Consider the following 14,322-nt stretch of genomic DNA (forward strand, 5'->3'; position numbering starts at 1 on the left):
GTTTGAGGCCAAAAACTGGGCCAAACTAGCACAAAAATAGGATTTATCACGTTGCAACCAAATAAACATCTTCTAGTTTTCCTATTTGTTCTTCTATGCGGCAATGCTACCTTAAGCGCTCAGGAAGACCGAATTACACCCTTGCCCATTAAGGTTGCCAACGATTCCATTAAAGCACCCTTGTTGCCTACCAACATTTTGAACGATTCCATAAAAGTGGATACCATCGAAGTGGACACTGTTCCCAAAAAACAGTCGATGCTCTTGGACAAGATTCGCTACAAAGCGAAGGATTATGTGAAAATGAGCCAAAAGGACAACAAAATTTATCTGTATGACGAAGCTGAAATCTATTACCAGGATACCGAGCTAACGGCGGGTATCATCGTAATGGATTATGTGAAAAATGAAGTCTATGCCGGCCGGATGAAGGATTCGTTGGGCAATTATTCCCAACTTCCCTTTTTCAAACAAGGAGATAATGAGGTAAGGCCCGATTCCATTCGCTTTAACTTCGATACACAAAAAGCTTTAATTTGGAATTCCAGGACCGAACAACAGGCCGGTCTTGGTCAATTGGGTGCCGATGCCATGAAGGTCTATGCCGAAGTCACCAAAAAAGAAAACGATTCTGTATATTTTTTGAGCGAGGGCAAACTAACCACTTCCAAGGACACTGTAGATCCAGACTACTATATAAGGGTAAGAAAGGCCAAGTTCGTGCCCAAAAAGAAAATCATTGCCGGTTATAGCAACATGTACATTGTGGACGTACCCACACCCATTGCACTGCCTTTTGCCTATTTTCCGTTGACCACTGGACGGGTGGCCGGAATCCTGTTCCCCACTTTTGGCAACGATCCGCGTAGGGGTTATTTTATCCAGAACGGTGGTTATTATTTGCCCATTAGCGATTATGTGGACTTAAGTTTGACCGGGGACTTTTATACCAATGGGAGCTATGGTTTCCGCGGACAATCCATTTACTCAAAACGGTATAAATTCAAGGGCAATATTAGTTTCAGTTACGAGAATTTAATTCAAAGCCAAAAAGGTTTTGACGATTACAACCGAACAAGCAACTATAACATCCGAATCTCACACACCCAGGATACCAAGGCAAGTCCCAATTCCCGATTTTCGGCATCTGTAAACCTGGGTAGCAGTCAGTTTTATACCAACTCGCTCAACCAAGTTAACAGGAACAATACACAGACCAACACTTTTGCGTCGTCCATAAGTTATTCCAAAACGTTTCCTGCGTATCCATCGGTCAACACGAGTTTGACCCTGAGCCATACGCAAAACTCCAGGACACAGACCATAAACATGTCGCTCCCAACTTTCCAGGCTAGTATGGAGCGAATATTTCCTTTTGCAAAGCGGGACGGGGTTAAAAAAGGCATTATTCAAAACATCAACTTCCAATACGATGCCAATGCGCAGAACAGCATAACCACTACGGAAGAAGACTTTTTTACCAGTAAAATGTTTGATGATGCCCGGGTTGGTGCACGCCATCGGATTCCTATCGGCACCAACTTCAAAGTCGCCAAGTATTTTAGTGTGAGCTTAAGTGGCAGTTACGAGGATGTTTGGACATTGGAAACCATACGAAGGGAATATGATGCAGACTTGGACAGGGTTGTTACGGATACTATTCCCGGATTTGATCGGTTCAATCGCTATAGCATGGGTGCCAGCATCGGTACAACACTTTATGGAACTTGGAATTTTGGTGACAACAAAAAAATTCAGGCCATTCGACATGTGATGCGACCTTCTGTTAGTTATAGCTATACCCCTTCTTTTGAAAAATTTTATGAAACCTATATTGATGGTGATGGTGAAGATGTACAATATACCCCCTATGAAACCAGTTTGTACGGCAGGCCATCCTTAAACCGGGGAAGCGCCATAAGTTTTAGTTTACAGAACACTCTTGAAGCCAAGGTCCGAGACCGGGATTCTACGGCAACGGAACCAAAAAAAGTGAGTATACTTAGTAACCTCTCGCTATCTACAAGCTATAATTTTGAAGCGGACTCACTTAAATTAAGCCCCATTAGCTTGAGTGGTGCCACCGAGATCATAAAAAACGTACCAATTAACTTTGCCGCTTCCTTTGATCCCTATGCGATAGACAACAACGGTCGGCGCATCAATACGCTTAATATTAAAAATGGCGGGGGATTGGCTCGCTTGACATCGGCACGATTCAATACAGGATTTTCATTGAACAGTGAAATGTTCCAAAAAGGAGGAGCAAAGAAAAAAGATGGTAAAGAGAAAGAGCAATCACCGGACTACGGCGCCAACCCTTTTGAAATTGAAGGTGCACAAACCGGCGACAGACACTTCAACCGAAATGAAGATAGTGCCAATGATGAGGAGATACCGTTGTACAACAACAATTTACCATGGGATGCTCGATTCACCTATGTTGCCACTTACAATAACAATAACAGACAAAAAGAACTAACCAATCATTCCCTAATGTTTTCTGGAAATATTCAGCTTTCCCCAAAATGGGAGGTTGGCTTTAATTCTGGTTATGATTTGAAAAACAAAGGTTTTGCCGATACCCGATTTGCTTTCAAAAGGGATTTGGGAAGTTTTAAATTGAGTTTTGACTGGACTCCCTTCGGTCGATTTGAACGTTGGTATTTCTTCGTTGGTATCAAGAGTTCGATACTAAGCGACCTTAAGTGGGAAAACCGAAGCCAGCCCTTTAGCAATCGATAATTATTTTGCCTAAATTGCTTGGGAATTTCAATTTGCTTTCATGAAAAAAATCATCAATACCCCAAAAGCTCCCGCTCCGATCGGACCGTATAACCAAGCTACCTTGATCAAGGACACTCTTTATATTTCAGGTCAGATTCCCATTGACCCAGCAACCGGTGAACTGGTCTCCGGCGATATTAAAAAAGAGACAAAACAGTCCATGGAGAACTTGAAAGCTATTCTTGATGAAGCGGGGATGACTTTCGAAAATGTGGTGAAAACTTCAATTTTCATAAAGGACATGCACCAATTTGGCGATATCAATGAAGCCTACGGGGCTTACTTTGATGCAGATACAGCACCCGCACGGGAAACCGTGGAAGTTGCCAATCTTCCCAAGTTTGTGAACGTGGAAATTTCGATGATCGCGGTTAAATAGTCTCTTTGTGGAATTCCACTAGTCCTTCGATGGGCCTTCTGCGGATAACACCCAAAATCAAATCGTTGCGTTCCAGGCAAGCTTCCAGTTCGTCTTGAAGAAAATGGGCTATACTGCCCACAAAACTGATTGGCACCTTGGTGGCCAGCTCGTACTGCATAATGTAGTTATTCACGAATTGCTGTAGGCCTTTCTCGATAACCCCTTTACAGTAAGGATGCTGCTTGTTTTCGATAATAAAACGGGCAAAAGTGGCCAAATAGGTGTTTGGATTGGGCTGTTTGTACAGGTGGTCTTTAATTACGTCGGCATCCAAATCGTATTCCTTGGCAAATTTCATCCCAAGGTCTTGTGGCATTTTATGGAAGTAATAATCCCTCAACAATTTTCTGCCAAAGAAATTACCGCTACCATCATCCATCAAGATATAGCCCAAGGATGTTACTTTTTGGATCAATTGGTGCCCATCGTAATAGCTACAGTTGGAACCAGTCCCGAGAATACAAACAATGCCCTGTCTTCCAATTTTGGTGGTGGAATAGATGGCGGCATAGGTATCTTCCCGTACCTCAGCCTTTGCATTAGGGAAAAAATCCTTGAAGATGGCCTTCAAAAAATTCTTCATTCTATCGGTACCACAACCTGCACCGTAAAAGTATAGTTGACGTACTTCTTCCCTGTTTTTGGAAAGTTCAAAATTGTTGGCCAATCGATCTTCGATCACTTCCTTGGTAAGTACTTCTGGGCTAAGGCCCAACGTCTGTGTCACGAACAATTGTTCACCATCGTCGCCCAATGCAATCCAATCGGATTTGGTTGCGCCACTATCAACAATAAGAACCATACGTCAAATTTTTAGGTTGAATATCCTGAGAAGGGAAGTTTTCCCCTCTCAGGACAGTAGAGTGTAAGATACTAAATTATAGGCTTGCCGCGTGTAGCGCCAATTCTACCAATTTGTTGGAATATCCGGTTTCGTTATCATACCAAGAAACCACTTTGAAGAACTTGGAGTTCAACTCGATACCTGCATCGGCATCAAAAATGGATGTTCTGACATCGCCAACAAAATCTTGGGAAACCACCAATTCGTCGGTGTAGCCCAAAATACCGGCCAATTCACCCTCGGAAGCTTTTTTCATGGCCGCTTTGATGCCTTCATAGGAAGTCTCCTTTTCCAAACGAACGGTCAAATCCACAACAGAAACGTCAGCGGTTGGCACCCTAAATGCCATACCGGTCAATTTTCCTTCCAAGGCAGGAATTACTTTGGTCACTGCTTTGGCGGCACCGGTAGCAGCTGGAATAATGTTCAAAAGGGCACTTCTACCGCCTCTGTAATCTTTTCTTGAAGGGCCATCGACGGTCAACTGTGTAGCTGTTGTTGCGTGTACGGTTGTCATCAACGCTTCTGCGATACCGAACTCGTCGTTCAACACCTTGGCAATCGGGGCCAAACAGTTGGTGGTACAAGACGCATTGGAAATAATGGTATCGGATGGCTTTACATCTTTATGGTTTACACCCATTACAAACATAGGGGCATCTTTGGATGGAGCGGAGATCACTACCTTTTTGGCACCACCATCGATGTGGGACTGCGCCATATCCAATGTGGTGAAGATACCGGTACATTCTGCAACGATTTCTGCACCAACCTCATCCCATTTCAAGTTTTTCGGATCACGCTCGGCTGTAATTCGAATGGTTTTCCCATTCACCACCAAATGTCCATCCTTCACTTCCACTGTACCATCGAACTGACCGTGTACAGAGTCGTATTTTAACAAGTAGGCAAGGTGGTCCACATCCAACAAATCGTTGATGGCCACTACATCCACATCACCTCTTTTTACGGTTGCCCTAAATACCAACCTTCCAATTCTACCGAATCCGTTTATTCCTATTTTTAAATTTGACATTGCTACTTTTTTTGTGTTTAAATTAAGTTGTCATTATATCAGATACTCTTATGAGTTCTTCATCTACTTCTGTATGCGCTTTGATGGCTTCGGCCAATGGGGTCAACACCAATTTGGTATCCCTGATGCCCACCATAAGGTTGGATTTGCCCTCCAACAGACTTTCCACGGCTTTCACCCCCATTCTACTGGCAAGAACCCGATCGAAACAAGTTGGATTGCCTCCGCGTTGCATGTGTCCCAAAACGGAGACCCGAACATCGTAAATGGGAAGGTGTTCTTCCACATACGCTTTTAGCTCGAACACGTTTTTTCCAATTTTGTCCCCTTCGGCAACAATTACAATACTTGAGGATTTTCCAGAGGCCTTGCTGCGCTTTAGGGAATCCAATAAACGCTCCAATCCCAAATTTTGCTCTGGGATCAATATTTCTTCGGCTCCGGCCCCTACTCCTGCGTTCAATGCAATATGGCCCACATCCCTACCCATTACTTCCACAAAGAACAATCGGTTATGGGAGCTGGCGGTATCGCGAATTTTATCAATCACGTCGACTACCGTATTGATTGCGGTATCAAAACCAATCGTGTAGGATGAACCTAGGATATCGTTGTCTATGGTACCCGGAATACCGATAACTGGAAAACCAAATTCCTCATTGAACTTCAAAGCACCCGTAAAGCTTCCGTTTCCACCGATCACCACAAAGGCATCCACACCTTCTTTCTTCAATTGGTCGTATGCTTTCTTCCTTCCTTCCGGTGTTCTGAACTCCTCACAACGGGCCGATTTTAAGATTGTTCCACCCTTGTTGATGATATTGTTCACACTACGGGCATCCATGGGCTTGAAATCGCCTTCTATCATTCCTTGATATCCTCTATAGATACCAACACATTCCTTTCCTAAATACGCGCAGGTACGGACTACCGAACGGATGGCCGCGTTCATTCCGGGAGAGTCTCCTCCGGATGTAAAAACTGCGATTTTTTTAATTTCTGAAGCCATTAAAAATTTTAAGAGATCAAAACTAGGAAACTTTATTCAATTTATGAATCGCTTGATAATTTATTTAATATCAAGTCATTTCTCAAACGTTTTCGTAAAATTTTCGGTCGAAAACGTAAAAAAATTTAATGCGATTATCTTCGATTTGGGAGGTTATCGGGCTTGGGTGAAAAACGAATCAGGCCATCGTTACCCAACATTTCCTGTTGCACTTCTTTTTTGGCTGGTTCCTCAGGTTTAGGTGGCTTTTGGAAAATCTTTTGCATCAACTCTTGAAAACTGTCGAAATCCACTTGGTAGGAAAGACCAACTCCTTGAGTATAGCCCTGCCTTTCTGCCAAAAACTGTTGAATCTGGTTTTCCCTATTGAATATTTTGGCACTCAGTGTTCCCTGGTCATTCAGCAGCACCTGTACCTCCACATCACCGGCCACCACGGTTTCCGAAACACCGCCGACCGGTACTCCTACCCTTCCATTCACCAAGATACGGTCCGATATTTGAGTAGACACTGTAACCCCGATCCTGTTTTCGGTACGGGTATCGGCATTTGGATTGGTATTACCCTGCTCGTAGGACAATCCCAAATTGAACTTATCATTGTTGCCGCCCAATATCTGGTTGAAGAGCCCAGATGCTGTCTGAATCAAATTACCGGTCACCGCCTGTTGGTTGATACCGGATTGTGGATTAACGAACGTGCCTTGGGCCAAAAGGAAAAATGCATTTCGTTCCTTTATCGTTGGGTCTTGTAATCGGTATTGCAACTCCGATTGTACCACAGAATTGGTACCCGGGAATTCAATATCAAAATTCACGTTCGGGCTTTCCAGTTCCCCATCCAAACGTACGACCACCTCGGTGGGAATTCTACCGGTGTAGCCCGCATTGTCCAAAAGAGGTGCCGGGTTGGCATTCAAGGAATACACCGCTTCCAGGTTCAATTGGGCCGCCAATGGATCACGTTCCCATAAAATGGTGCCTCCTGGCCTTACCTTGAACTTTTTATCGATGACTCCCCCATATTTGAAATTGTACTCCCCGGTTACCGCGACAAATTCCCCGTACATATTGAACTTGCCATTGGTATTGATCTCGATCAACAAAATTCCTTCTCCCGTTCCCTTTAGGGAACTTCCCGAAGATTGGTCCACTACAATTTCAACCTCGGCATCGGGGGTAACGGCAAGGTCAAAAGCCATCTCCAATCCCTGATAGTCCTCCAAAACTCTTTCTTCTTCCAAAGAACCATTGCCTCCCTTGTTTATAAAGTTGATGAAAGAATAATCACCCACACTGGTCACATCACTCAAAGGAATTTTTAATGAAGAACCTCTGGCAGTAGTCGCATCCACGGATATCGTCAAGGCGTCGGTAGGCCCATAAATACTACCTGTACCGTTGATGAATCCTGTTCCATAATACAGTGCTTCCTCATCATAGTCGGTGTTCAGGATCATAAATCGGTCATTGCCGGTGTCCACATCCAACCCCAAGTACCAATCATCAAAACCGGTATGGCTAATGGTGCCATCGAGAGTTGCTGTGGTACCCTCCTGAACATCCGAAAGGCCGACATTTTCAAAATAAAAGGTTTGATCGAACAACCTGACCCTGGATAAAGGAGCAAAATTATAATCCACATTCAGATAGGGTATACCCAAACCTGCCTCATTCAGCGTAACCAACCCATTGATGGATGGGTTATTGACGTCCCCGGTAATATTTGCCGTTCCGTTCAATTTACCTCGGATATTGGAAATGACATCCTCACCCAACGGACTGAAGGGCTCTAGGGCAAAGTCGGTGAAATTGGCCACCAAATCCAAATCCTGTTTGTTGTTGATGTTGGTCACTTTGCCGTTCACACTCAGTTTTTCTTTGCCATTATCGTTCAACCACGTACTGACCCCAAATTCAGTTAGATCGTTATTGCCAAAGATCCCAACTTCCAAATCGCCCAAATGAATATCGTTCACACTAAAATTCTGAATGTTCAGACTGGAAGTGGGCAGGTACTTGCCATCTTTTTGCAATATGTTCAGAAAGCCATCCACGGCCCCGTTCATCTTAAGGCTGTCTATAGCCGGCGTGATCTTATTGAGCGATACCAATTTGAATTGGAGATCCAAATCCTTGTACGTTGAATCTGCCAATTCCCCTCGCAAACGTATTTGTTCCTCGTTGTTGTTGTCCATCACGAGGTCCTCAATGGTGATGCTGTCCAAGGAACTGTTAAAGGTCACTTTATTCTTGTTGTTCCCATCTTTGTTCAATACCCAAGTATTCCCCTTGAAACTGACATCCGATCTTTTAAGTCCGATTACCGATCGGTTGTTGGCATTGAAGGTATGGTAAAAGTTCAGGTTGTAACTGTCGTTGTACTCGCTTCCCCCTTTAAACTCGGTTCTAAAGAACAGGGTGTCTTTTAGTGTGGTGTTGATCAGGTTAAAATCCTTGATGTCGTAATATCGGGTGGACATATCCTCCACCGATACGAAGGTGTTGAACAAGGGGTTCTTGTTATCTATCTTTAGTTCAATATTATCAAACTGGTTGCCGTAGGCCGCTATACTCGGAGATTTGAAGGTGAGCTTAAAATCACTGGCATCGGCCTTTATGCTGCCACGGATAAAAGTATTGGCATCGAACACCACTTCCGGAAAAAACACATCCACAATCTTGTTGTAGATCTTAAAATTAAAATCCAATTCCTGTCCTCCAGAAATTTCAAAAGGCTTGTAATTGGTATAAATGCTACCAATGGAATTTTGAACCAAGTGTCCCAGTTCGTTTACCTTGAACTTACCCTTCATGTACCCCGTGATGATATCGGGTGAGTTGATCTCGACAGTTCTGATGGTATCTTGGTCAAAGGTGGAATTCACCGTAAAATCTTCAAAGTAATAGGTGTCGTTGGCGTTTTGATAGGTGGTGTTGGTAAAAACCATGAGACCTGCCATATCATCGAGGTTATTGCCCTCAATGTCCATGTTGATGTGCCCCTTGAAAATGGAAATGCTGTCCTGGATGAAATTCAATTTTTTCAAATCGGCATAATCCACCGCAGCGATAAAGTTGAACTTGTTCTCGCGCCCCCCAAAATCGGCCAAGCCTTTAAAATCGAACCTAAAGTTATCATCGTTGCAAAGCAAGGTTCCATCAAACAGTTGGTCCTTTAAAATTCCGGACACCTTGATCTTATTGTACTCGTATTGGTTGTATTCCAGCTTATAGATTTCGCCGATCAGTTCGGTGTTCAGGCTTTCAGCCACAAAACCCTTTCCTTCCACATTCATATCCAAGGAGGTCTTTCCCAGCTGGGCATCGCCCACAAAACCTCCAAGGTCAAAATCCATCAACGAAATAAAGCCGATATAGGACGCGTCTTCAATGGTCTGGACATTTGTCATTTGAAGGTCCACATAATTATCCCCCAAAACGGTGTTCAGGTTCACGGTCACATCAATGGAGGTTTCTGTTACCTCTGCATCTCCCCGAACGGTAAACTGGCCCAGCTTTTGCACCGATTCCGGTATGTTTTTTCCTAAAATGTTGGGCAAAATACCACGAAGCTGATAGTAACTGGATGTCAGATTGTCTATATCGCCCTTCAGCACAAAAGGTGCTTGGGCACTGAACATATTGTTGAACTGAAAATCACCACGGATACCGGTATTGTCTGTGAACAAAAACAAATCCTTCACCTTAAGTTGGTTCAACACACCACTGAACTCTCCTGTGAAATTGACCAATTTATCCTGGCCGAACTCATTGTAAAAGGTATTTACTTCATTAAGCGCCACCGTGGACTCTGTAAAATAGGCCTCCAATTGCACACGGTCCAAAAATTCCGCAAAATCCTCCCGATTATAGTTGAATACCAAATTGCCCTTCAGTTCGGATTGATCGGTATCGATCAACAGCGAATCAAAACGCATTTGTTCCTTGGTATACTTAAAATCCGTTGCCAATTTTTTGAGTCGGATACCTCGACTTGCCTGCATGGACAAATCTTGGATATTAGTAGAGACATCAGGACCCAATATTTGAAAATCGGTGGATGCGATTTTGATATCACTAAAATCCAACACCTTTGGTTTTTCCAGATTTTCATCAATCAATCGAAACTTTCCACTATTGATCTGTATCTCATCCGCAGAGAGGAAAAAAGGAGGCGTTCCTGGATCACGTGGCTGGCCATCGTCCAATTTGGCAACAAATACATCGAGGTTGGTATCGGATTCATCGAGGTAGGTCTTCAAATTAAAAACCAGTCCATCAATTTCCACATCACCAAATTCCATTTTGTTGTTGGCCATGTTGCGCAGGTTCAAAATGGAAGTGGTCAATTTATGAATGTAGAAAAGGGTGTCCTTTTTGTAATCTTCCACATAAATCCCTTTGATCCCGGTGTTCAGGTTAAAAAGGGAAAGACTTACCCTATCGATTTGGATATTGGTGCCAAACTCCTCGTTCAACGAATCTGTGGCATATTTGGCCAATTTGGTCTGCACCACCGGCATGGAAAGCACCAAGGAGCCCAACACCATGATCAGCAGGATTGCCAGTAGGATGCGCAACAGTATTTTTCGAAGTTTTTTGATAGGGCTTTATGTTTTACCTTTGACGACCAAATTTTGTTCCAAAACCTGTGACAGATCCAAAAAAATATATTCTGGCAATCGAATCATCCTGCGATGATACTTCTGCAGCAGTGCTTTGCAATGCAAAGGTACTCAGCAATGTGGTAGCAACACAAGAAATACACAAGCAATATGGCGGTGTGGTCCCAGAGTTGGCATCGAGGGCGCATCAACAAAATATAGTCCCCGTGGTACACCAAGCACTGGCCAAAGCAAATATCGATAAAAAAGAGCTTTCTGCCATAGCATTTACGCGAGGTCCCGGATTAATGGGCTCATTGCTGGTGGGAACTTCTTTTGCCAAGTCGCTGGCCCTTGGCCTCGACATTCCGTTGATCGAAGTAAACCACATGGAAGCCCATATTTTGGCCCATTTTATTGAGGAGGAAAGTATGTCCCAACCCCAATTTCCATTTTTGGCCATGACCATAAGCGGAGGGCACACCCAAATTGTGAAGGTGTCCGATCCATTTACCATGGAAGTGCTGGGTGAAACCTTGGATGATGCTGTTGGGGAAGCTTTCGACAAAAGTGCCAAATTGATGGGATTACCGTACCCCGGTGGCCCTTTGGTGGATAAATATGCCAAATTGGGCAATCCATTTGCTTACGATTTTCCCAAACCAAAGGTTGAAGAACTCAACTTTAGTTTCAGTGGACTCAAGACCAGTATTCTTTATTTTTTACAAAAACAAACCAAGGTAAATCCAGATTTTATTGCTCAAAACATCAACGATATCTGTGCTTCTGTACAACATACCATTTTGGAAATTTTGATGGAGAAACTGGAGCTGGCAGTGGAGCAAACCGGAATCACCCAAGTGGCTATTGGAGGTGGGGTTGCTGCCAATTCCGGAATTAGGTCTAGGCTTAAGGAGGCCGAGGAAACCAAAGGCTGGAAAACCTATATCCCAAAATTTGAGTTTTGTACCGACAACGCTGCCATGATCGGAATTGTGGGCTATCTCAAATATAAAAGGGGCGATTTTACCCAGCAAAATGTGGCCGCAAAGGCCCGTTATGCCATTGGAAGTTAAGGAAAGTGCATTCAATTTTATTCACTAACTTTCTTTCATCAATCCATATCAATGGCGTTTAATGAAGACATAGCCAATCGGGTCCGCCAATCCATCGCGCTGATCCCAGAGCCTTTTACCGAAAAGAAAATGTTCGGGGGCATCGCTTTCCTGTACAAGGGCAAGATGACGGTAGGTGTGGTGAAAGAGGAACTGATGGTGCGGGTTTTTGAAAATAAAATGCAGCCGTTATTGGATCAAGCGCATGTTCGACCCATGGATTTTACGGGAAAGCCAATGAAAGAATTCATTTTTGTTGCCCTGGAGGAATTCAAGACCGAGGAACAACTCCAATTATTTATTGAACTTGGCCTGGAACATGCCAAAAGCAAACTGTGACCTATGCAACTTTTCTACAATCCCAAACTGGACAATAGTGTAAAACAGTTTGTTTTTCCTCCGGACGAAAGCAAGCACATTACCCGTGTACTCCGAAAATCCGAAGGCGACATTGTCCATATCACCAATGGCAAAGGCTATTTGTTCGAAGCCCAAATCTTGGAACCCGACCAAAAACGTTGTAAAGCGCAAATTACCTCGGTCACCAAATCGGTGCCCAAACGATACAATGTACATATGGCGGTGGCACCCACCAAAATGAACGACCGATTTGAGTGGTTTTTGGAAAAGGCCACGGAAATAGGCATGGATGAAATCACCCCCATAATCTGTGACCGATCGGAACGCAAAAGCATTAAAATGGAACGGATCGAACGCGTATTGCAATCTGCCATGAAACAATCCTTGCAGACGACGTTGCCTAAATTGAACCCAGCCATGACCTTTCAGGAGTTTTTGGAACTGGAACAAACCGGACTCAAGTTCATTGCCCATTGCGAGAAAGATGAGAAAATGGAACTCAAAAGAAGAGTGGTCACCGATAAGGACTGCACCATCTTGATCGGCCCGGAAGGCGATTTCACAAAAAATGAAATTGATGCAGCCAAGAAAAAGGGCTATGTTCCAATCTCCCTTGGCAGAAACCGTCTTCGGACCGAAACTGCAGCCATTGTGGCTTGCAGCGTTGTGGCCATGATCAATAGTTAACGGTCGATTGTCTTTTTGGAGGCACCCAATACATCCCTGTTTTCGTTTTCAACAATCAATAGTAAACTGAGGTGGTCCCCTTTCAAAATTGTTTCAGGTATGTAAATGGAGCTAAACCCTGTTTCACCTTTTTGTGACAAGTACTTTTCTTCAACCACAATATTGCTGTTTCGCAACGTACGGTTCTTATTTTCACCACGGTTGACCTGGGTCTGCTTTTGATCCAAGACCAAAATCGCACGCAAACGTTTATCTATCAATTCATCAGAAAGCGCATAAGAAAATGTAATCTTGTCTTGATGGGTAAGGACATTAGTGATCGAAACCCGAACCGATGGGGTTTTGGCCAGATAGGATTGCAGTTTTTCTTTCAAAACCGACCCATTGGACCCTACAAAATGCTCTTTGCCATTGATCACCATTTCAGGGGTGTATAGACTTCGCTGATTGAATTTTTGGGCATACATCCGTTGCCGCTCGGTATTTTTCTCACTTCCGAAGGGATCCTTCCAACCAATATAATCCCAATAATCCACATGATAGGACAGTGCAAACACCGAACTTGGGTAAGCCTCCTTCACTTGTTCCAATAAGGCATCGGCAGGCGGACAACTGGAGCACCCTTGCGAAGTGAAAAGTTCCAACACGACTACAGCGTCATTCGCTGGGTCTGTCAACAAATCCCTGCCTTGGTAGGCTGTGTAAAGTGTCCCTAACGACAGGGCAAAAAAGGTAAATGAGACGATGATGGCTTTTTTAATCACGAATACTGTACATTTGAATTACTGTATTAATCGCAACTCCATGAAACTACTTACCCAGTGGTATTTCATTTTAACTTTTTTTATGATGGGCGCCATCAATGCCCAGGAGATTGCCATCCTCAAATATGGGGGCGGGGGCGATTGGTATGCCAACCCAACGGCACTGCCCAACCTTATCGCTTTCTGCAACGCCAATATCGGCACCAAAATTAATCCGGAGCCTGAAACCGTGGAAACAGGCAGTGTCTCCATTTTCAAATATCCGTACCTTCATATGACCGGGCATGGGAATGTATTTTTTACGGATGAGGAAGCACAAAACTTGAGAACGTACTTATTGTCCGGTGGTTTTTTACACATCGATGACAACTACGGTATGGAGCCCTATCTGAGACGGGAGCTGAAAAAGGTCTTTCCGGACAAGGAATTGGAAGAATTGGGGGCCGACCATCCAATTTTTGATCAACGATTCGCGTTTCCGGACGGACTTCCGAAAATACATGAGCATGATGGCAAACGTCCCCAAGCTTTGGGGATTTTTGACCAAGGAAGATTGGTATTGCTTTTTACTTTTGAAAGTGATTTGGGCGATGGCTGGGAAGACCCTGAAGTGCACAACGATCCCGAAGAAATTCGTCTGAAAGCCCTGCAGATGGGTGCCAATATTGTGGAATATGCCTTTAAAAGCTGAT

Annotated in this window: 11 protein-coding genes; 6 read left to right on the forward strand and 5 right to left on the reverse strand. The window is 43.8% G+C overall.

What is annotated here, in order from left to right:
- Positions 1 to 51 precede the first annotated feature (51 nt).
- Entirely contained in the window at positions 52 to 2,745 is a 2,694-nt protein-coding gene (locus tag EO131_RS04645) for a putative LPS assembly protein LptD (RefSeq protein WP_127019388.1), read from the forward strand.
- Positions 2,746 to 2,785: 40 nt separating this feature from the next.
- Positions 2,786 to 3,166, forward strand: a complete 381-nt coding sequence (locus tag EO131_RS04650) for a RidA family protein (RefSeq protein ID WP_127019390.1) — start codon at positions 2,786 to 2,788, stop codon at positions 3,164 to 3,166.
- Here EO131_RS04650 and EO131_RS04655 read toward each other — a convergent pair.
- The 4 genes from EO131_RS04655 to EO131_RS04670 all read right to left on the reverse strand — a co-directional run bounded on the left by EO131_RS04655 (position 3,159) and on the right by EO131_RS04670 (position 10,623).
- Positions 3,159 to 4,010 carry an N-acetylglucosamine kinase gene (locus EO131_RS04655; RefSeq protein ID WP_127019392.1) on the reverse strand — a complete coding sequence of 284 codons (852 nt, stop codon included), beginning with the start codon at positions 4,008 to 4,010 and terminating at the stop codon, positions 3,159 to 3,161. The two genes, EO131_RS04650 and EO131_RS04655, sit on opposite strands and share 8 nt — an antisense overlap.
- Before the next feature lie 76 nt (positions 4,011 to 4,086).
- Entirely contained in the window at positions 4,087 to 5,088 is a 1,002-nt protein-coding gene (gap, locus tag EO131_RS04660) for a type I glyceraldehyde-3-phosphate dehydrogenase (protein WP_127019394.1), read from the reverse strand.
- A 22-nt stretch (positions 5,089 to 5,110) separates the two neighbouring features.
- Positions 5,111 to 6,097 (reverse strand): 6-phosphofructokinase, encoded by a 987-nt coding sequence (gene pfkA, locus EO131_RS04665; protein ID WP_127019396.1) that lies wholly within the window; start codon positions 6,095 to 6,097, stop codon positions 5,111 to 5,113.
- Positions 6,098 to 6,231: 134 nt separating this feature from the next.
- On the reverse strand, positions 6,232 to 10,623 hold the full coding sequence (locus EO131_RS04670) for a translocation/assembly module TamB domain-containing protein (RefSeq protein WP_164731629.1): 4,392 nt from the start codon (positions 10,621 to 10,623) through the stop codon (positions 6,232 to 6,234).
- 128 nt (positions 10,624 to 10,751) lie between these two features.
- Between EO131_RS04670 and tsaD the strand changes: the two genes are divergently transcribed.
- From tsaD to EO131_RS04685, 3 genes are read left to right on the forward strand one after another with little or no spacing between them, the layout of a single operon-like run.
- The gene (gene tsaD / locus EO131_RS04675; protein ID WP_127019400.1) at positions 10,752 to 11,780 is read left to right on the forward strand and encodes a tRNA (adenosine(37)-N6)-threonylcarbamoyltransferase complex transferase subunit TsaD; all 1,029 of its coding nucleotides are present in this window, start codon (positions 10,752 to 10,754) and stop codon (positions 11,778 to 11,780) included.
- A gap of 51 nt (positions 11,781 to 11,831) precedes the next feature.
- On the forward strand, positions 11,832 to 12,158 hold the full coding sequence (locus EO131_RS04680) for a TfoX/Sxy family protein (RefSeq protein ID WP_127019402.1): 327 nt from the start codon (positions 11,832 to 11,834) through the stop codon (positions 12,156 to 12,158).
- Positions 12,159 to 12,161: 3 nt separating this feature from the next.
- Positions 12,162 to 12,866 carry a 16S rRNA (uracil(1498)-N(3))-methyltransferase gene (locus EO131_RS04685; RefSeq protein WP_127019404.1) on the forward strand — a complete coding sequence of 235 codons (705 nt, stop codon included), beginning with the start codon at positions 12,162 to 12,164 and terminating at the stop codon, positions 12,864 to 12,866.
- On the opposite strand, the gene EO131_RS04690 is transcribed toward EO131_RS04685, so the two are convergent.
- A complete protein-coding gene (locus EO131_RS04690; protein WP_127019406.1) occupies positions 12,863 to 13,630 on the reverse strand; it encodes a DUF1223 domain-containing protein in 768 nt (255 codons plus the stop codon). The genes EO131_RS04685 and EO131_RS04690 overlap by 4 nt on opposite strands.
- 40 nt (positions 13,631 to 13,670) lie before the next feature.
- On the opposite strand from EO131_RS04690, the gene EO131_RS04695 reads away from it, so the two are divergent.
- Complete coding sequence (locus EO131_RS04695; protein ID WP_127019408.1) at positions 13,671 to 14,321, forward strand: DUF4159 domain-containing protein; 651 nt, start codon at positions 13,671 to 13,673, stop codon at positions 14,319 to 14,321.
- Position 14,322 lies beyond the last annotated feature (1 nt).

It is taken from the genome of Flagellimonas beolgyonensis (genome assembly GCF_003992615.1).
GTDB classification, from domain to species: Bacteria; Bacteroidota; Bacteroidia; order Flavobacteriales; family Flavobacteriaceae; genus Flagellimonas; species Flagellimonas beolgyonensis.

What these genes read in the sequence shown, in the direction of transcription:
- EO131_RS04695 (WP_127019408.1), top strand. Translation starts at nt 13,671, where the DNA reads ATGAAACTACTTACCCAGTGGTATTTCATTTTAACTTTTTTTATGATG.
- EO131_RS04680 (WP_127019402.1), top strand. Translation starts at nt 11,832, where the DNA reads ATGGCGTTTAATGAAGACATAGCCAATCGGGTCCGCCAATCCATCGCG.
- gap (WP_127019394.1), bottom strand. Translation starts at nt 5,088, where the DNA reads ATGTCAAATTTAAAAATAGGAATAAACGGATTCGGTAGAATTGGAAGG.
- EO131_RS04670 (WP_164731629.1), bottom strand. Translation starts at nt 10,623, where the DNA reads ATGCCGGTGGTGCAGACCAAATTGGCCAAATATGCCACAGATTCGTTG.
- pfkA (WP_127019396.1), bottom strand. Translation starts at nt 6,097, where the DNA reads ATGGCTTCAGAAATTAAAAAAATCGCAGTTTTTACATCCGGAGGAGAC.
- EO131_RS04655 (WP_127019392.1), bottom strand. Translation starts at nt 4,010, where the DNA reads ATGGTTCTTATTGTTGATAGTGGCGCAACCAAATCCGATTGGATTGCA.
- EO131_RS04650 (WP_127019390.1), top strand. Translation starts at nt 2,786, where the DNA reads ATGAAAAAAATCATCAATACCCCAAAAGCTCCCGCTCCGATCGGACCG.
- EO131_RS04685 (WP_127019404.1), top strand. Translation starts at nt 12,162, where the DNA reads ATGCAACTTTTCTACAATCCCAAACTGGACAATAGTGTAAAACAGTTT.